The sequence below is a fragment of the Actinoplanes auranticolor genome (assembly GCF_018332655.1).
Lineage (GTDB): Bacteria > Actinomycetota > Actinomycetes > Mycobacteriales > Micromonosporaceae > Actinoplanes > Actinoplanes auranticolor.
Genome location: NZ_BOQL01000082.1, coordinates 64,350 through 81,633, shown reverse-complemented (window position 1 = coordinate 81,633; position 17,284 = coordinate 64,350). Strand labels below are relative to the sequence as shown.

Annotated in this window: 14 protein-coding genes; 5 read left to right on the top strand and 9 right to left on the bottom strand. The window is 71.4% G+C overall.

Features of this window, described 5'->3' with window-relative positions; all coding sequences use genetic code 11:
* Nucleotides 1-2: 2 nt before the first annotated feature.
* A complete protein-coding gene (locus Aau02nite_RS42795; RefSeq protein WP_212994414.1) occupies nt 3-2,144 on the bottom strand; it encodes an Agd3-related carbohydrate-binding protein in 2,142 nt (713 codons plus the stop codon).
* Nucleotides 2,145-2,765: 621 nt separating this feature from the next.
* On the opposite strand from Aau02nite_RS42795, the gene Aau02nite_RS42790 reads away from it, so the two are divergent.
* On the top strand, nt 2,766-3,806 hold the full coding sequence (locus Aau02nite_RS42790; protein ID WP_212994413.1) for a glycerophosphodiester phosphodiesterase family protein: 1,041 nt from the start codon (nt 2,766-2,768) through the stop codon (nt 3,804-3,806).
* A 4-nt stretch (nt 3,807-3,810) separates the two neighbouring features.
* Nucleotides 3,811-4,260 carry a MaoC family dehydratase gene (locus tag Aau02nite_RS42785; RefSeq protein ID WP_212994412.1) on the top strand — a complete coding sequence of 150 codons (450 nt, stop codon included), beginning with the start codon at nt 3,811-3,813 and terminating at the stop codon, nt 4,258-4,260.
* A gap of 20 nt (nt 4,261-4,280) precedes the next feature.
* On the opposite strand, the gene Aau02nite_RS42780 is transcribed toward Aau02nite_RS42785, so the two are convergent.
* The 4 genes from Aau02nite_RS42780 to Aau02nite_RS42765 form a co-directional block, all read right to left on the bottom strand.
* Nucleotides 4,281-5,330, bottom strand: a complete 1,050-nt coding sequence (locus Aau02nite_RS42780; RefSeq protein ID WP_212994411.1) for a M14 family zinc carboxypeptidase — start codon at nt 5,328-5,330, stop codon at nt 4,281-4,283.
* Between the two features lie 59 nt (nt 5,331-5,389).
* Nucleotides 5,390-6,103, bottom strand: coding sequence for a hypothetical protein (locus Aau02nite_RS42775; RefSeq protein ID WP_212994410.1), 714 nt, complete (start codon nt 6,101-6,103; stop codon nt 5,390-5,392).
* Nucleotides 6,104-6,166: 63 nt separating this feature from the next.
* Nucleotides 6,167-7,003 (bottom strand): hypothetical protein, encoded by an 837-nt coding sequence (locus Aau02nite_RS42770; RefSeq protein WP_212994409.1) that lies wholly within the window; start codon nt 7,001-7,003, stop codon nt 6,167-6,169.
* Nucleotides 7,000-8,274 carry a WXG100 family type VII secretion target gene (locus Aau02nite_RS42765; RefSeq protein WP_212994408.1) on the bottom strand — a complete coding sequence of 425 codons (1,275 nt, stop codon included), beginning with the start codon at nt 8,272-8,274 and terminating at the stop codon, nt 7,000-7,002. The genes Aau02nite_RS42770 and Aau02nite_RS42765 overlap by 4 nt, the downstream gene beginning before the upstream one ends.
* A gap of 137 nt (nt 8,275-8,411) precedes the next feature.
* Here Aau02nite_RS42765 and Aau02nite_RS42760 point away from each other — a divergent pair, with 137 nt between their 5' ends.
* Nucleotides 8,412-9,329: an aminoglycoside phosphotransferase family protein gene (locus Aau02nite_RS42760; protein WP_212994407.1), complete on the top strand. Its 918-nt coding sequence runs from the start codon at nt 8,412-8,414 to the stop codon at nt 9,327-9,329.
* 31 nt (nt 9,330-9,360) lie between these two features.
* Here Aau02nite_RS42760 and Aau02nite_RS42755 read toward each other — a convergent pair whose 3' ends face one another.
* From Aau02nite_RS42755 to Aau02nite_RS42740, 4 genes are all read right to left on the bottom strand, one after another.
* Complete coding sequence (locus tag Aau02nite_RS42755) at nt 9,361-11,463, bottom strand: putative bifunctional diguanylate cyclase/phosphodiesterase (RefSeq protein WP_212994406.1); 2,103 nt, start codon at nt 11,461-11,463, stop codon at nt 9,361-9,363.
* Between the two features lie 5 nt (nt 11,464-11,468).
* Nucleotides 11,469-12,278 carry an SAM-dependent methyltransferase gene (locus tag Aau02nite_RS42750; protein ID WP_212994405.1) on the bottom strand — a complete coding sequence of 270 codons (810 nt, stop codon included), beginning with the start codon at nt 12,276-12,278 and terminating at the stop codon, nt 11,469-11,471.
* Nucleotides 12,279-12,502: 224 nt separating this feature from the next.
* Nucleotides 12,503-12,727: a helix-turn-helix transcriptional regulator gene (locus Aau02nite_RS42745; RefSeq protein ID WP_212994404.1), complete on the bottom strand. Its 225-nt coding sequence runs from the start codon at nt 12,725-12,727 to the stop codon at nt 12,503-12,505.
* Nucleotides 12,728-12,764: 37 nt separating this feature from the next.
* Nucleotides 12,765-13,910, bottom strand: a complete 1,146-nt coding sequence (locus tag Aau02nite_RS42740) for an acyl-CoA dehydrogenase family protein (RefSeq protein WP_212994403.1) — start codon at nt 13,908-13,910, stop codon at nt 12,765-12,767.
* 78 nt (nt 13,911-13,988) lie between these two features.
* On the opposite strand from Aau02nite_RS42740, the gene Aau02nite_RS42735 reads away from it, so the two are divergent.
* Both Aau02nite_RS42735 and Aau02nite_RS42730 read left to right on the top strand, forming a co-directional pair.
* Entirely contained in the window at nt 13,989-15,689 is a 1,701-nt protein-coding gene (locus Aau02nite_RS42735; protein ID WP_246595865.1) for an acyclic terpene utilization AtuA family protein, read from the top strand.
* Nucleotides 15,686-17,284, top strand: a complete 1,599-nt coding sequence (locus tag Aau02nite_RS42730; protein WP_438841233.1) for an acyl-CoA carboxylase subunit beta — start codon at nt 15,686-15,688, stop codon at nt 17,282-17,284. The genes Aau02nite_RS42735 and Aau02nite_RS42730 overlap by 4 nt, the downstream gene beginning before the upstream one ends.

The window sequence follows — 17,284 nt, the reverse complement described above, 5'->3', positions numbered from 1 at the left end:
CGTCACAGGTGCGGGACGGCGGTGACCGTGACGGCGGTGTCCGCCGCGAGGGCGAGCGTCGTCGTCACATCGGTGCCGTAGGTGCTGGCCCCGGTGCCCTGGGCCCCGCTGATCTGCAGGGTGCCGGCGGCCGGCGAGGTGACCGTGATGCTGCCGGTGGACCGGTCGTAGACGGGGTCCACGCCCGCGCCGAGCTGCGCGAAGTGCGCGGTCCGGGTCGAGGTGTACGCCGCCAGCGCGGGCCAGTCCTGGTTGAGCAGCGGTACGGAGTAGAACGCGTCGTACTTGGTCATCGCGGCGTCGATCCAGTCCGTCAGCAGCGTCCTGCCGGCGCCGTAGTCCCGGACGTTGGCGATGTGGAACGTGTGCGCGTAGATGGCGCCGGACGCCACGTGAGCGAGGGCCACGCCGGCCTCGTAGTCGATGATCTGCTCATAGGTGAGGTTCTGCGGCCAGTACGGGAAGCGGCCGTCCGGACCGTAGAAGGAGTTGTAGAAGGCGGTCTGCTCCTGCGGCGTGGTGACGTGGTACGCGATGTTCGTCGGCCAGTCCGGCACCACCGAGATGCTCGGCTCCAGCGGATGCACCTTGGCGGCGTTGAGGTTCGCCGGCACGTGACTGGCGAAGGACATGTTGCCGTGCAGGTACTTGACGTTCAGATCCTTGGCCGCCCGCAGCAGCTCCGGGTTGGAGCCCGCGAGTCCGTGGTCGACCGGCGGACTGGTGTCGTCGTCCGGGTCCGGGTTGTAGACGCCCAGGCCGGAGTACTCCGGGGTCTTGAGCACGCTGTCGGGGGCGTTCAGGCCGATCGCGTTGCCCGCCGCCCGGTTGTCGTTGATCTCCGCGTACGAGGTGGCGTAGTCGGTGTGGTTCAGCTCCGGATGGTTCAGCGTGTGGTTGACCCACCGGAAGTTGTCCTTGAGGCATTTGGTGGTCGCGGTCAGCTCGGCGATGCCGCCGTTCGGGCTGCAGGTGTTGCCGGCGAACGGGTCGATGTCGGCGCCGTTGTACGCGATGTTGAGCTTGAAGTCGGCGGCCTGCGGGTGGGCGGTGCGCAGCGCGGCCTGCTGGTTGTCGAGGTTGACGGTGTCGTGCCCGCTGACCTGGAAGCCGGGCGTGTACTCGACGTGGCCGTCCGGGTAGTAGTGGTCCGAGGCGTTGAACCAGTCGTCGATGTCGACGTTGAGGTGGTGACGCTGCTCGCCGAGGAACATGCCCTTGCTGGCCCACCGCAGCATGCCGTAGACCAGCAGGTCGGAGTGCATCAGGTACTGGTTCGAGGTGAACGTCAGCGCGAGCCGCTCGCGGCCGTCGGTCGAGGTGGTGCGCACGCCGAGGACGTCCGAGCCGTTGGTGATGGTCGCCTCGGCACTGCAGCCCGGGGTGATCGCGGTGCGGTAGACGTACGACTGCACCAGCGGGATCTGGATCGAGCTCTTCAGGTAGTCGAAGACGCCCGCGCCGGTCGGGGTGAGCGACAGGTTGATCGGGGTGCTGCCGACGCCGGTCTCACCGGTGGAGGTGAGGCAGTAGTTCTCCGGCCAGGTGCCGTAACTGGTGTAGAGGGCGGCCTGCCGGACCCCGAAGTTGCGCTCGTAGGCCCAGAGGATGTTCCACTCCGCGGGGTCGAGACCGCTGAGGTAACTGCCGTTCGACTCGTAGACCTGCATGCTGTTGGTGAGCAGGATCGCGTTGTAGCGGCCGACGCCGTCCGGGCGCACGAGTGTGCTCGTGGTCAGCGGCGTGGTGGCGTCGTAGAGCACGTCGTAGGACGCGCCGACGCGGTCCAATGTGGTCTTCCAGGTGGCGACGCCGAAGTCGTTGGCGTCGGTGCCGATGACCAGCGCGCGCAGGGCGACCTGGTCGTTGAGACCGGCCGCCGCGGCGGCGGCCCGGGCCGGCTTGGCCGGCTTGACCACCTTGACGCTGCCGGAGCGCTTGGGCAGCGGGGCCGGGCGCGCCTCGGTGGGCCGGGCGACCTGGGCCAGGCCGGGCACGTTCGGCGGTTGCGCGGCCGGCTTGCCGAGCGCGCCGGTCGCCTGGGCGGCGGCCGGGCTCCAGGCGCCGATCAGCACTGTCACGACAGCCGTCGCGACGAGGGCGGTGCGCGTCGATCCACGGCGCGCGGGACGAGTGGGGACCATCCAAGACCTCCAGAGCAGGGAAGGATCACCACAGGTGTCGATAAAAAATTGACACAGAGCGATCCCGGAGGTGGCCCACAATCAAGCCACGATGGACGGTAGCAACGATCGCCGGGACATTCGATGTCCCGTGGCTGACCCGGTTCAGCCGTTGACCGGTCCATCCAGGAGTGCTAGCACCGTCTATTTCCCGTCCCTGTTTCCACGTCCGTCTACATTGCTGACTGAACTGTTAAGCGACGGTTGACATGGGCATTTCCTTAAGTGATCTTAATGAAGGCGTAATAAACCAGACACGGAGCGCAGGCGTCACGCGGCGCAGTGGATCTTGCACAACGGAGCGTACGGTGATCAACTAGCCGCGCAGCCGACCAGAATTCCTGAGTTTTCGAGGTCGATCGGGCCATGCCCGTATCCACCGTTGGGACAGGCTTTTCCGGTCGCACGACGGGGTGGCGGCCATTGACGTGCCGGGACGCCGCAAAACCCTCCAATGGCCTCGGCGTACGGGACACACCGCCGTTCACGATTGCCCCAGAATGCATTCCCGGAACGTTCACAGCACGGCCACGACCGGCGCTTAGCGTCGACGGCTCCCGCTCGGAAGAAACTGAGGCTTCGATGTCCCTGCGCCACCTACTCGCGAGCCTGGCGTTCGTACCGGCGCTGGCCGTGCCGGGAGCCGCCCTGGCCTTCCCGGCCGCCCGCTTCGACCTGCAGGCGCACCGTGGTGGCATCGGCATGACCACCGAGGGGTCGCTGCAGGGCTTCGCCAAGGCGCTGCGGCTGGGGGTCAGCACATTGGAGCTGGACACCCAGATCACCCGGGACCGCAAGGTCGTGGTGACCCACGACCGGCAGGTGAGCGCGCACAAATGCCGCGACACGGCACCGGTCACGCCGGGCGACCTCCGTTTCCCGTACGTCGGCCGGTACGTCAAGGACCTGACGCTGGCGCAGCTGCGGACCATGGACTGCGGCTTCCAGCAGTTGCCCGAGTACCCGGAGCAGGAGCAGATCAAGGGCCTGCGGATGGTGGAGCTGCGGCAGGTGTTCGCCCTCGTCAAGCGCTACCGCGCGTACGGCGTGACGCTGAACATCGAGACCAAGGTGGAGGCGGGCGCGCCCGAGCAGACCGCGCCCCGGAAGCTGTTCGTCCGCCGCGTCTTCGAAGAGGTCCGCCGGTCGGGCCTGCAGCGCCAGGTGACGATCCAGTCGTTCGACTGGGGTGCCCTGCGCGAGATGCACCGGCTGGCGCCGCACTGGCCACTCGTCGCCCTGACCAACTACGACTTCCTCCAGGTGGGCCGGCCGGGCGCCTCGCCCTGGCTGGGCGGAATCGACGCCGACGACTACGACGGCGACTTCGTCCGCGCGGCGGACGCCGTCCCGGGCGTGACGGCACTGTCGCCCGTCTACGGCTTCCCGCAGAACGGCAAGCTGGGCGACCCGGGCTTCCGCTTCTACCCGGACACGGCCATGGTGCGGCAGGCCCACGACCGCGGCCTGAAGGTGATCCCGTGGACCTGCGACGACCCGGCAACCGTGGCGGCGCTCATGGACCTGGGCGTGGACGGCATCATCACCAACTATCCGGACCGGGTCCGCGAGCTGATGGCCGCGCGCGGCATGCGCCTGCCGAAGGCCTACCGATCACACTGAACGGATGACTGCCTTCGACAGCATCGACGACCTGCTCGCCCGCGGCCGGCTCGGCACCTCTGGCTGGCAGCTGATCGACCAGGCCCGGATCGACGCGTTCGCCGGCCTCACCAGCGACCACCAGTGGATCCACGTCGACCCGGAGCGGGCCGCGAAGGAAGGCCCGTTCGGCGGCACTGTCGCCCACGGCGCGCTGACGCTGTCGCTGTGCACGGCGTTCATCACCGAGATCGTCCACGTCCGCGGCGTGACCCGGGCGATCAACGTCGGCTTCGACCGGGTCCGCTTCCGCGCGCCGGTGCCGGTCGGCTCGCGGCTGCGCGGCACGGCCACGCTGCGCACCTCCCGGCGGATGGCCGGATCCGCCCTGGCCACCATCCGGATCGAGGCCGAGGTCGAGGGCCAGGCCAAGCCGGCCTGCACGGCCGACCAGGTCCTGGCCTTCTACAGCTGATCAGCCGGCCCCGGCCGGGCTCAGGCGGCGTCCACGCGGGTCAGCGGGGACAGGACGCCCGGCAGCGCCGGACCGCGGGCCGGGATCGTGTCCGCCCGCGCCGGATCGGCCCGCCGCAGGGAACCGTCCGCCGCCGCCTGCGCGGTGGCCAGCATCGACACGAACGCCGTACGGATCTGGAACTCCACCTGCTCCGCGGGCAGATCGGAGAGCTCGACGAGCAGCGACGAGGAACCCAGGATCCCGTACGCGTTGCGCGCGATCCCCTCGTAGTCGCCACCGGGATAGCGGGTCACGTTGGCCCCGGCCACCCTGGTCATCGCGGCATCGTTGACGACGGCGAGCCGGCGCGCCGCGGTGACGGCCGGCGCCGGGGCCAGCGGGCTGGTCGGCCACAGGATCGACGCGGTGGTCTCCCGGCCGTCGGGCTGCCGGTAGCGGCCCTGCATGTGGTAGTCGATGACGACCTGCGGCCGGGTGGCCCGCCACAGCCGCAGCACCGCGCGCGACTCGGGCACCGGGTTGTCCGCGATGGGCGTGAGCGGGTTGTGGAAGCGGTTGATGTCGTAGCCGACGCCCGGCTCGCTGTAGTCGCCGGTGGCTTCCGGGTCGTGGTTGTAGCGCTGGTTGCGTACCGCGCCGTCGGGGTTGGCCTGCACCACGACGTCGATCGTGACCCGGCTGAGCAGCCAGCGGTGCCAGGCCGTGCGGGGCACCCCGAGAGACCACAACAGGCGTACGGCGGCCGGCGTGCCCAGCGGCTCGTCGCCGTGCTGCTGGGTGACGTAGAGCAGCCGGGTGGGCCCGTGCCCGACACTGGCCAGGCGCAACGCCCGGCCCTCGTTGCTGCGGCCGATGACGCCGAGCCGGACCCGGCCGTCACTGTCGCGGGCGATCCGCGCGAGCGAGCGCCGCACGTCGTCCGGGCTGGGCCGCGCCGGGATGAGCCGGGCCGGCGCCTCCCCCGCGCTGACCGGTGCGGACGGCGCGGGGGTGCCGGCCCGGGCGGGAGCGGCGAACAGGGTGGTGCCGAGCAGGGCAGCGGTCAGGACAACGGTGAGCGACTTCATCCGGGTTCCCCCTTGATCGACATTGATCGATGAACGTCGCTCCACCGTACCGGTCCGGGCTAGCCGGCCTTACCGATCGACAGATACTGCACGGCGTCACCCTTGAGCTCGAACAACATCGTCCAGCCGGCGTGGCCCTCGACCGGCAGCTCGTACGCGGTCTTGGAAGTGCTCTTGAGCCCCTTGTCCGCGTAGGCGGCCTTCAGCTCGGCCACCGAGGAACCCCGCTTGACCCCCGCCGGCGTCGCAGCACCCTCCGGAGCGGCGATGGAAACGAGCGCACCGTCCCGGAACGAGGCACCCCCGGCGTCGAGGTAAGCCTCCAGCCGCTCCACGATCCGCTGCGTCGAATCGGCGTACGCCTTGGCCGCCCGGGCCGACCCGGCCGCGGACGTGTCGGTGCCGGCATCGGCCTTCTCGACAGCCTTCTCGATCTTCTCGTCGGCGGCCATCCGCTTGGGATCAGGCTTGGGCCCGCCGACGAACGAGTACACGTTCTTACCGAGCACGGTGGAGACCGGCTCGGTCTGCAACTCCCCGGTGGCGAGCGCGTCCTTCTCGGTCATGGTGATGGAGAGCTTGCCGAACGAGTCGGGGCCGAAATACTTGACGGCGGGCGCGCTGGAGGCGGCCGGCCCGGATCCGGCGGCGGAGCCGGGCTCGTCGGAGGTGGTGGTCTTGCAGCCGGCGGTGAGGCCGGCGACGGAAAGGGCGACAACGCCGGCGAGAACGCGCCGGCGCAGGCTGAATCGATGAAGGTCCCCGTTATACATGCGGGCAGCCTAGATCCCCCGCACCACCAAGATCCATCGACATATGCCCGACTGTGACCGGTGTCAGGTAGGGCTCGGCCACGGTACGGGATCAGGCACCCGCGACCACCACCAGCCGCGCCCGTCGGAGGCCGCCGGCTGCTCCCGGGTGGCGGCACGGAACGCGTCGTCCACCCGGGCCAGCGCCTCGGTGAAGCGAGAACGGACCGCGGCCGGGATCCGGTCGACGTCAGTGGTGAGGTCGTCGCGGTCGGTCAGGTCCTGCTGGAAGTACTCCGCGGGATACCAGCCGTCCGGCGGCCAGCCCGACTTCATCCGCACGGTCAACGCCTCCCAGGCGGCGAGCCGGCCGCAAGCGGCCCTGAGCTCTTCCTCCGGCGCGGGGATCATCATCTCCGCGGCCAGCCGGGCCTCGAACCCGTCCGTGACCGGCGTCGGCATCCGGTGCTCCCGGATCACCTCCGGCTGCGCCTCGACCCGCACTCCCGGCAGCCACGGGACCGGCTTGCCCACCGCGTCGATCACGACCGCCGCGCCGTCCTGCTCGTAGACCCGGGCCCGCGTCCGGGTCCCGTCCGGCAGCGCCATCCAGTACGCACTCGGCGGATAGGGCTCGGCCGGGTACAACACCGGCAGCTCCAGCGACGCAGCGAGGGATCCGGAGACTTCACCGACATCCGGCGGCTCAGGGACCGCGAAGTAGACGTCCAGGGACCACGGGACATCCCCCTGCAGAGCTCGGTAGGTGCACAGGACAGCCGCGTCCCAGTCGCGGTCCTCGGCCTCCGCCTCGGCGGGGGCGACGTCGACCGCATCGGCCGTGACGGAGGCCAGACCCGCGAGGGCCGCGCTCAGCCGGGTGACGTCGAGGTCACCGGCCAGGAGCAGATCGTAGGTCATTCTGGGTAGGTCCCGTCATAGATGGACTTCGCCTTGGCGATGGCTTCGGGATGGCTGAGGTAACGCGGATCCCGGGTGAAGACTCGCACGCTGTCCACGTCACCACCGGCCCGGGCGATCTCCTTCAACGCCGCGTACTCGTTGCGGTTCAGCTTCACAATGCCAGGGCCGGAGTCGGGGAACACGGTGCCACTCGGCTCGATGCCGTAGGTTCGGCCGTTGATCTCGTACCGGTTGGTCTCGGGGTGCCACTGCGCATTCCCGGCGGCGATCTGCGCGACGTCGTCATGGAACACGTTCTCGTGTCCCCGAAGGTAAACGCTGTTGTCGGCCCGGACCTCCCCGTGCCGGGCGCCGGTCGCGGTGTGGCGGGCGTGCGGCGGATTGAGGTCCTTACCGCGCGCAGCACCACGGATGTCGTCGCGGGCCGGCCACGGTGGTCCGGTAGGCGGAACGACAGCGCCGGGCGATGGGCCGGACGAGCCGGTTCCGGAGCTGCCCTCCGTCTGGCCCGTGGACGCATCGGCCCGGCCCTGGCGGAGGTCGTGAACCCGGTCGCCGAGCCGGCCCATCGCGTCACCGAGTTTGCGCAGGCTCGCAATCAGGCCCTTGAGCCAGCGTGCGATGCGCGCCGCCCACGCCGCGCACAGTGTGGTCACCTGCTCGACCACCAGCGGCGTCGCCAGGCCCGCCGTCGCGATCAGCTCGCCGGCGTACACGATCAGGCGTGACACCACCGTCGCCACCGCGTCGCGGACCATGATGCGTACGGTGCCGATCAGGGTTCCGGCCGCCTCGGTCATCAGGGCCGTTCCGTCGGCCGCCAGGGCGAGGGTCCGCAGGCGCTGAGCCCGGTGGTCGGCGTGGCTGCGGTACGCCGAGGCGGCAGCGCCCGTCCACTCCTCGACGTCCCAGCGGACCGAGCGGGTCAGCCCGTCCGCCTGGTCGCGCAGGCTGCCGGCGACGTTGCGCCACGTCTGCGCGTGCGCCGCGATCTGCGCCGGGTCGCCGGCCAGCCAGTCGAGCGCTTCGGACAGCGGTCGTACGTGCTCGATCATCCAGGCGATGCCGTACTGCAGCAGCGCTCCCGCCGGGTCCGAGACCAGCGCCAGCCCGTCCAGCCCGGCGCTGACGGCACCGAGTGTGCCGTCGATCCAGGAGCCGCTGCGGACGCCGGACACGATCTGCTCGATGTCCTCGGCGATCCAGACGCCCGCCCAGGGACTCGGTGCCTGGGTCGACGGCGCCGCGATCAGCGGGTTATCGGCCATCGGTCCTCGGCATGCCCGCCCTTCCTCCCGGGTGCGCCAGAGTAGTCGCGCACGGGGCCTCGTGGGGGTCGCTGTCCCGCTACCCTGTAGCAGGCAGCGAATGCTGTCCGTAGTGGACAGATGACGGGGATGGCTCGTTGAGTGGTGTTCCGGATCTCGGCCCCGTGCCGCAGCGCATCGCCGTCGACGCCGAGCAGGTGCGCCGGCTCGTCGCCGAGCAGTTCCCGCGGCTGGCCGGCCTTGCGGTTGAGCCGGTGGCCGACGGTGGCTGGGACAACTGGACCTTCCGCCTCGGCCCCGACCGGCTGGTGCGCCTGCCCAGCGCGGCCGAGTACGCCCAAGCGGTCGACAAGGAGCACCGCTGGCTCCCGGTCCTCGCCTCAAGGCTGCCGCTGCCCGTCCCCACGCCGCTGGCCCGGGGCGGGCCCGGCGCGGGCTACCCGTTCCCGTGGTCGATCTACCAGTGGCTAGACGGCGAGCCCGCGAGGGTGGAGCGCATCGCCGACCCGGTGCGGTTCGCGCTCGACCTGGCCGAGTTCCTGGCCGCGCTACGGGGCATCGAGGCCGCCGGCGGACCGCAGCCGGGCCTTCACAACTGGTTCCGGGGCGGCACCCTGCGCACCTACGAGCAGGAGGTCCGGCGCGCGCTGGCGACGTTGGACGGCCGGGTCGACACCGGGCCTGCCCGTGACATCTGGGCGAGCGCGCTCGACGCCCGCTGGGACGGGGTGGACCGCTGGTTCCACGGTGACGTCGCCGCGGGGAATCTGCTGCTCGACGGCGGGCAGCTGGCAGCCGTCATCGACTTCGGGACCTGTGGCGTCGGCGACCCGGCCTGCGATCTGGCGGTCGCCTGGACGCTGCTGAGCGCCGACGGGCGGCAGGCGTTCCGGAAGCGGTTGCCGGTCGACGAGGCGATGTGGGCGCGCGGGCGGGGCTGGGCCCTCTGGAAGACGCTCGCCACCTGCGCTTCCAGCGTGGACGACCCGGAGCGGGCGGACGAGTTCGTCAGCGCGCGGCGCATCCTCGGGGAGATCGTCTCCGGCGGGGCATGATCCGGGGGAACGCCGGGCACGCGGTCCGCGTTCAGCTCACGGTCCCGTCGCGCAGCAGGTCCGCCACCCGGGCCGGCAGCATCGGCCGCGCGAACAGCCAGCCCTGGCCGGTGTCGCACCCGAGCGCCCGGAGCCGGTCGGCCTGCAGCCGGGTCTCGACCGCCTCCGCCGTCACACTGATGCCGATCGCGTGGGCCAGCCGGATGATCGTCTCGACGATCAGCTCGTCCACCGAGTCGCCGCCGGCCGGATCGCGCAGCCCGTCGACGAAAGGCCCGGCCAGTTTCAGCGTGTGCACCGGCAGCCGGCGCAGGTACGCGAAGTTCGAGTAGCCGGTGCCGAAGTCGTCGATCGCGATGCGGATGCCGCGCTCGGCCAGGCTGGCCAGCGCCTGCAGCGGGCCGTTGGTGTCCATGATCGCGCTCTCGGTCAGCTCCAGGACCAGCAGCGACGGGTCCAGGCCGGTACGCGCGAGGATGCTCTCCACCTCGGCCGGCAGGGTCGGCTCGTGCGCCTGGGAGACCGTGATGTTGACGCTGACCGAGACCGGCGACCGGGGGAAGCAGCGGGCCCACTCGGCCGCCTGGCCGCAGGCCTGCTCGAGCACCCACCGGCCCAGCGGCAGGATGATGCCGGTCTCCTCGGCCAGGGTGATGAACGAGTCCGGGGTCAGCTCGCCCAGCACCGGATGCTGCCAGCGCAGCAGCGCCTCCACCCCGGTCAGCCGCTGGTCGGCCAGGCCCACCAGCGGCTGGTAGACCAGCGAGAACTCATTGCGGTCGAGGGCGTCGGGCAGGGCGGCGGCCAGCTCGTACCGGGCCGCCTGGCGGGCGTTGCGGTCGGCGTCGTACATCACGAAGCGGCTGCGGCCCTCGGACTTCGCCACGTACAGGGTGAGGTCGGCGGCCTTCATCAGCTCGGCCGGGCTGGTCGTGCGGACGTTGCTCTCCACGACGCCGATGCTGGCCGAGACCCGCATCCGGTGCTGGCCCAGCTGGTACGGCTCGGCCAGCACGGCGAGCGTCTTCTCGGCCAGCGCCGTCAGCTCGGCCGGCCCGCGGGACTGCTCGACCAGCAGGACGAACTCGTCACCGCTCATCCGGCCGGCGAGCTGCCCGAGGCCGGCCGCACACGTACGCAGCCGCTGGGCCACGGCCACCAGCAGCTCGTCGCCGACCTGATGGCCCAGGGTGTCGTTGACCCGCTTGAACCCGTCCAGGTCCAGGTAGCACAGGCCGACCCGGGCGTCCGGATCGCCGGTGTCGAAGATCCGTTCCAGCTGGTCGCCGACCATCGTGCGGTTCGGCAGGCCGGTCAGCGGGTCGTGGGTGGCCTGGTACTCCAGCCGGCGCTTGAGCCGCCGGCGGTCGGTGATGTCCTGCACCATGGCGATGGTGAACTCCGGGGCGCCGGCCTCGTCGCGGATCAGCGACGCCGTCAGATCCGTCCAGACGACGGCACCGTCCTTGCGGTAGTACGCCTTCTCCATCCGTACGTGATCCTGCACGCCGCTGATCAGGGCCTCGTACATCTTCCACATCTCGGGCGGGTCCTCGGGATGGCTGAGCTGCGGGACCACCAGGCTGCACATCTCCTCGGCGGTGTATCCCAGCAGGTCGGCGAAGGCCTGGTTGACCTGCACGATGCGCCCGTCCATGGTGCTGACGCCGATGCCGATCGCCGCCCCGTGGAACACCGCCCGCAGCCGCGCCTCACTGGAGCGCAGCGCGCGCTCGGCCGAGGCGTGCGCGCTGAGCACGGACCGGCCGAGCAGCTCCTGCTCGGCCATGGTGGCGTCGCGGATCGCCGCCGCGTAGCCGGCGGCCACGGCGGCCTGGATCGCCACGATCCGGTCGGGTGCGGCTCCGGCGGCGGCCGCCAGGTGGGTGCCGATCAGGGAGACGGTGGCAGCGAGGACGGCCGGCTCGGTCAAATGCGCCCCGACCAGCGCGGAGCCCACCGCGCCGGCCGCCCCGGGGTCGAACGCCTCGGCCCGCGCAGCCTCCGCGAGCCGGTCGGTCAGCCGCCCCAGCAGCGCGTCGAGCCCGCCGAGGTCCATCGGTACGAAGCCCTCGTGGGCCACCAGCCGGCGCCAGCACGCCGCGAAATCCGTCAGCCCGCCCTGCGAGCCCATCCCGCTCAGTCTTTTCTGCCGACGCCGGCGTAGGCACCGACCTGCTCGGGGTGCTCGTCGGCCGGATCCACGGGATCCGGGCGCCACAGCGGTATGAATACCAGACCGGGATCGACCAGGGAGAACCCTTCGAAGTAGACCGCGATCTGCTCCCGCGTGCGAAGCACGATCTCGGTCGCGGTACGGCCGGAGAGCCGTTGCGCCTCCACCACCTCGCTGGGCTGCCCGTCGGCCGTGGCGTGCGACACGAGCAGATAGCTGCCGGGCGCCATCGCCTCCCGCAGCGCCGCCACCGTGGCGGCCGGCTCGTCGCTGTCCGGCACGAAGTGCAGCACGCCGGCCAGCAGCACGGCGACCGGCCGGGAGAAGTCGAGCAGACCCAGCCGGCCGGCCTCGCCGAGCACCCGGTCCACGTCGCGGACGTCCGCGCAGATCACCCCGGCCCGGTCCACGCCGGACAGGATCGCCCGGCTGTGCTCGACCGCGACCGGGTCGATGTCGACGTACACCACCGCGGCGTCCGGGGCGGCGGCCAGGGCGATCTCGTGCACGTTGCCGGCGGTCGGGATGCCCGAGCCGATGTCGAGGAACTGGCGTACCCCGTGCTCGACCAGGTAGCGCACCGCCCGGCGCAGGAAGACCCGGTTGGACCGCATGGTCTCGCCGATGTTCGGCGTCATCGCGGCGATCTGCTGCGCGAGCGCCCGGTCGACCGCGAAGTTGTGCGCCCCGCCGAGGAAGTAGTCGTAGACCCGCGCGGCACTGGGCCGGTTGACGTCGATGCCGGCTGGAACCCAGTCGGACGATCCGGTCACGGTGGAGCCTCCCCTGTTCGCGACGCTGCTCACGCGGTGCGTCGCACACACCGGGCCGCAGGACCACAACTGTCTATCGCCCCGGCCCAGGATTGGCAACCAGTTCAGGCACGTCGCGGTCGATCTCCACAATGGCCCCCGCGGGGCCGCTCGGCCCTCGGCAAAGTGGTGCAGGAATGCCGGACGAAGGGTGGAGCCGACCGGAGGCGCGGTGACCCCCCGCGCTACGCCCCCGGGCGCCCGGAATCATCCGGATCGTCGTCGGGCGTGAGCTCGGGGCGGTGCTCGGCGGCCCAGGCGGCGATGTCCTCGTGCAACCAGATCTTGCCCATGGCGAGAACGGCGCAGGGCGCCGGCCAGTCAGGCCGGGCGATCAGCTGCTGCACCCGCTGCCGGCTGACCCCGAACCACCGCTCGATCTCCCTGGCTCCCACAAACCGCGACCCCATGCCCCGAATTCTAGTCGCGCGCCAACTGGTCGTACAACTAGGCGGACAGGCCGTCGAGGCGGGCCAGCACCTGCAACATCACCTCATCCGCCCCCGCGCCGATCGATGTCAGCCGCGTGTCGCGGAACAGCCGGGCAGTCCAGTTGTCCTCCAGATACCCCATGCCCCCGTGGAACTGGAGACACAAGTCAGCCACCTCCCGCACCAGCCGTCCCGCCTTGAGCTTGGCCACCGTCGCCATCCGGGTGATGTCCTCGCCGGCCATCAGCGCCTCGCACGTCACCAGGTTGTGGCTGCGCAGCAGGTCGACTTCCGCCTGCAGCTCGGTGAGGCGGAACGCCACGTACTGCCGGTCGGCGAGCGGGCGGCCGAAGACCTGCCGGTCCAGGACGAACCGGCGGGTGCGGTCCAGGGCGTACTGGCAGCCGCCGACCGTGGTGTACGCGGCGAACATGCGCTCGGTCACGAACTGCTGCATCTGCTGCTGGAAGCCCCGGCCGACCTCACCGATGGTGTTGGCGACCGGTACGCGCACCTCGTCCAGCACCAGCTCCGCGGTGTCCGAGCAGCGGTTGCCCAGCTTGTCGAAGGTGCGGGCGACGCTGAAGCCGGGCCGGTCGGTGGGCACGACGATCTGCGACATCCCCCGGTAGCCGCCCTCGTCCGAGGTGCGCGCCAGCAGGCAGATCCAGTCGGCCTGGGCGCCGTTGGTGATGTAGGACTTGCGGCCGGTGATGACCCAGTCGTCGCCGTCGCGGACGGCCCGGGTGCGCAGCTGGGCCACGTCGGAGCCGGTGTCCGGCTCGGTCACGGCGATCGCCGTGACCGCGGTGCCGGCGACGGCCGGGGTGAGGTAACGCTGCTTCAGCTCGGGTGAGCCGTACGCGTGCAGCGAGGGCGTCGCCATCATCGCCTGGACGCCGATGGCCATCCCGACCCCGGTGGCGTGCATCCGGCCGTACTCCTCGGCCGCGACCAGCTGGAAGCTCGCGTCGGCGCCCTCGCCGCCGTAGGTCTCGTCGTATTCGAGGCCGAGCAGGCCGAGGGCTGCGGCCTTGGGCAGCAGGTCGTGCAGGGGCACCCGCCCGGCCGCCTCCCAGGCGTCGACGTGCGGGTTGACCTCGGTGTCGACGAACCGGCGGACGCTGTCCCGGAAGGCGCGGTGGTCCTCGTTGAGCCGCATGGGCCGACGCTAGCGAGGGCACCGGGCAGAAACAAGCGCGCTTGCTTGTTTTTTGAACCTGTGCCAGGGTCGGTCGGCATGAGGCCCGAGATGCTGCGCGTCGGCAACTGCTCCGGGTTCTACGGCGACCGGCTCGCGGCGATGCGCGAGATGCTCACCGACGGCGAGCTCGACGTGCTCACCGGCGACTATCTCGCCGAGCTGACCATGCTGATCCTGGGCCGGGACCGCGCGAAGGACCCGGCGACCGGCTACGCCAAAACGTTCCTGGTGCAGCTTCGGGAGTGCCTTGAGCTGGCGCTGGAGCGCGGCGTGCGGATCGTCGCCAACGCGGGCGGCGTCAACCCGCCCGCCCTGGTCGCCGCGATCCGCGAGCTGGGTACCCCGGCGCGGGTCGCTCTGGTACGCGGAGACGACCTCACCGCGCGGGCCGGCGCCCTGGACCTGGGCACCCCGCTCGGCGCGCACGCGTACCTCGGCGCTTTCGGCATCGCCCGGGCGCTCACCGGCGGCGCCGACGTCGTGGTGACCGGGCGGGTGACCGACGCCGCGCTGACCGTCGGGCCCGCGATCGCCCACTTCGACTGGGGGCACGACGACCTCGACGCGCTCGCCGGGGCCACGGTCGCCGGTCACGTGATCGAGTGCGGCGCGCAGGCCACCGGCGGCAACTACGCGTTCTTCACCGAGATCGACGACCCGCTGCGGCCCGGCTTCCCGATCGCCGAGCTGCGCCCGGACGGTTCCAGCGTGATCACCAAGCACCCCGGGACCGGCGGGGCGGTCACCGTCGGCACGGTCACGGCCCAGCTGGTGTACGAGATCGACGACGCCCGCTACGCCGGTCCGGACGTCACCACCCGGCTCGACACGGTGTCGCTGCGGCAGGCCGGGCCGGACCGGGTGGAGATCACCGGGGTACGCGGCGAGGCGCCACCGCCCGACCTCAAGGTCTCCTGCACCACCGTCGGCGGCTACCGCAACGAGCTGACGGTCGTGCTGACCGGTCTGGACGTCGAGGCCAAGGCCGCGCTGTTCCGCCGCCAGTTCGAGGCCGCCCCCGGCACCGCGCCGGCCGAGGTCACCTGGAGCCTGGCCCGGCTCGACACCGCCGACGCGGCGACCCAGCAGCAGGCGTCCGCCCTGCTCAGCGTCGTCGCCCGGGACCCGGACGAGAAGGTGGCGGGCCGCGCGTTCAGCAAGGCCGCCGTCGAGCTGGCCCTCTCGTCGTACCCCGGCTTCTTCAGCACCACCCCGCCGGCCGGCGCCCAGCCGTACGGCGTCTTCACCGCGGGTTTCGTTCCCCAGAGCGTGCCGCGGCACGAGGTCGTCCACGACGACGGCCGCGTCGAGCCGATCGATCCACCGGCGCTCACCCGGCCGCTGGAACCGCTCACCGGCGGTCCCGGGATCCCTCTCGGAGCCGGTCCGACCCGGCGGGCGCCGCTGGGCACGCTGGCCGGGGCACGCTCCGGGGACAAGGGCGGCAACGCGAACATCGGCCTGTGGGTGCGCAGCGACAGCGCCTATCCGTGGCTGGCCTCGTTGATCACTGAGCAGACCATCCGGGAGCTGCTGCCCGAGACCGCGGCGCTGCCCGTCCGGATCACCCGGCTGCCCGGCATCCGGGCCGTCAACGTCGTCGTCGAGGGGCTGCTCGGCGCGGGCGTCGCCTACCACGCACGCTTCGATCCGCAGGCCAAGGGGCTCGGCGAGTGGCTGCGGTCCCGGCACGTCGAGATCCCCGTGACCCTGCTGCCCGACCGGGAGGAACTGTGACCGTCCTGCGGTCCACGCTCGAACCCGCCACCGACGAGGCTCTGGCCGCCCGGCAGGCGATGCTGGACGCGCTCGCCGAGATCGGGGCCGAGACCGCCCGGGCGGTGGCCGGCGGCGGCGAGAAGGCGGTCGCCCGGCACCACGCCCGGGGCAAGATGACCGCCCGCGAGCGGATCGAGCTGCTGCTCGACGAGGACGCGCCGTTCCTGGAGCTGGCCGCACTGGCCGGCTACGGCTCGCCGTTCACCGTCGGCGGCGGCGTCGTGGCCGGGATCGGCGTGGTCAGCGGCGTGGAGTGCCTGCTGATCGCCAACGATCCGACGGTCAAGGGCGGCGCGAGCAACCCGTGGTCGCTGCGCAAGACGCTGCGGATGCACGAGATCGCCCGGCACAACCGGCTGCCGGTGATCTCCCTGGTCGAGTCCGGGGGTGCGGACCTGCCCACCCAGAAGGAGGTCTTCGTCCCCGGCGGCGCGGTCTTCCGCAACCTCACCCAGCTGTCCGCGGCCGGCATCCCGACGATCGCGCTGGTCTTCGGCAACTCGACGGCCGGTGGCGCGTACCTGCCGGGGATGAGTGACCACGTGGTGCTGATCGAACGGCGCTCGAAGGTCTTCCTGGCCGGTCCGCCGCTGGTCAAGGCGGCCACCGGGGAGGAGTCCGACGACGAGTCGCTCGGCGGCGCCGAGATGCACGCCCGGGTGTCCGGCCTGGCCGACCACTTCGCCCGCGACGAGCAGGACGCCATCCGGATCGGGCGGCGCATCGTCGCGCGGCTGAACTGGCGCAAGGCGGCCGGCCCGGCCACGACCACACCCCGACCCCCGCGGTACGCCGCCGAGGAGCTGCTGTCGATCGTGCCGCCCGGCCTCAAGGCGCCCTTCGACCCGCGCGAGGTCATCGCCCGCATCGTCGACGACAGTGACTTCGACGAGGTCAAGCCGCTGTACGGCAGCTCGCTGGTGACCGGCTGGGCGCAGCTGCACGGCTACCCGGTCGGCATCCTGGCCAACGCCCGCGGTGTGCTGTTCAGCGCCGAGGCCCAGAAAGCGGCCCAGTTCATCCAGCTGGCCAACCGCTCGCACACCCCGCTGCTGTTCCTGCACAACACGACCGGCTACATGGTCGGCGCGGAGTACGAGCAGGGCGGCATCATCAAACACGGCGCCATGATGATCAACGCGGTGTCCAACTCGACCGTCCCGCACATCTCCCTGCTCATCGGCAACTCCTACGGCGCCGGCCACTACGGCATGTGCGGCCGGGCCTACGATCCCCGGTTCGTCTTCGCCTGGCCCAGCGCCCGGTCCGCGGTGATGGGCGCCCAGCAGCTCGCCGACGTGAGCACCATGGTGTCCCGGGCCTCCGCGCTGGCCCAGGGCCGGCCGTTCGACGAGGACGCCGCGCAGGTGATGCGGCAGGCGATCGAACGGCAGATCACCGCCGAGGCGATGCCGATGGTGCTGTCCGGGCTGGTCTACGACGACGGGATCATCGACCCCCGCGACACCCGCGACGTGCTGGGCCTGGCCCTGTCCGCGATCCACACCGCGCCGGTGTCGGGCACCGACGCCTTCGGCGTCTTCCGGATGTGA

Excerpts from the sequence above, each read along its gene's own strand:
- Aau02nite_RS42795 (WP_212994414.1), bottom strand. The coding sequence starts at position 2,144 with ATGGTCCCCACTCGTCCCGCGCGCCGTGGATCGACGCGCACCGCCCTC.
- Aau02nite_RS42790 (WP_212994413.1), top strand. The coding sequence starts at position 2,766 with ATGTCCCTGCGCCACCTACTCGCGAGCCTGGCGTTCGTACCGGCGCTG.
- Aau02nite_RS42785 (WP_212994412.1), top strand. The coding sequence starts at position 3,811 with ATGACTGCCTTCGACAGCATCGACGACCTGCTCGCCCGCGGCCGGCTC.
- Aau02nite_RS42780 (WP_212994411.1), bottom strand. The coding sequence starts at position 5,330 with ATGAAGTCGCTCACCGTTGTCCTGACCGCTGCCCTGCTCGGCACCACC.
- Aau02nite_RS42775 (WP_212994410.1), bottom strand. The coding sequence starts at position 6,103 with ATGTATAACGGGGACCTTCATCGATTCAGCCTGCGCCGGCGCGTTCTC.
- Aau02nite_RS42770 (WP_212994409.1), bottom strand. The coding sequence starts at position 7,003 with ATGACCTACGATCTGCTCCTGGCCGGTGACCTCGACGTCACCCGGCTG.
- Aau02nite_RS42765 (WP_212994408.1), bottom strand. The coding sequence starts at position 8,274 with ATGGCCGATAACCCGCTGATCGCGGCGCCGTCGACCCAGGCACCGAGT.
- Aau02nite_RS42755 (WP_212994406.1), bottom strand. The coding sequence starts at position 11,463 with ATGGGCTCGCAGGGCGGGCTGACGGATTTCGCGGCGTGCTGGCGCCGG.
- Aau02nite_RS42745 (WP_212994404.1), bottom strand. The coding sequence starts at position 12,727 with ATGGGGTCGCGGTTTGTGGGAGCCAGGGAGATCGAGCGGTGGTTCGGG.
- Aau02nite_RS42740 (WP_212994403.1), bottom strand. The coding sequence starts at position 13,910 with ATGCGGCTCAACGAGGACCACCGCGCCTTCCGGGACAGCGTCCGCCGG.
- Aau02nite_RS42735 (WP_246595865.1), top strand. The coding sequence starts at position 13,989 with ATGAGGCCCGAGATGCTGCGCGTCGGCAACTGCTCCGGGTTCTACGGC.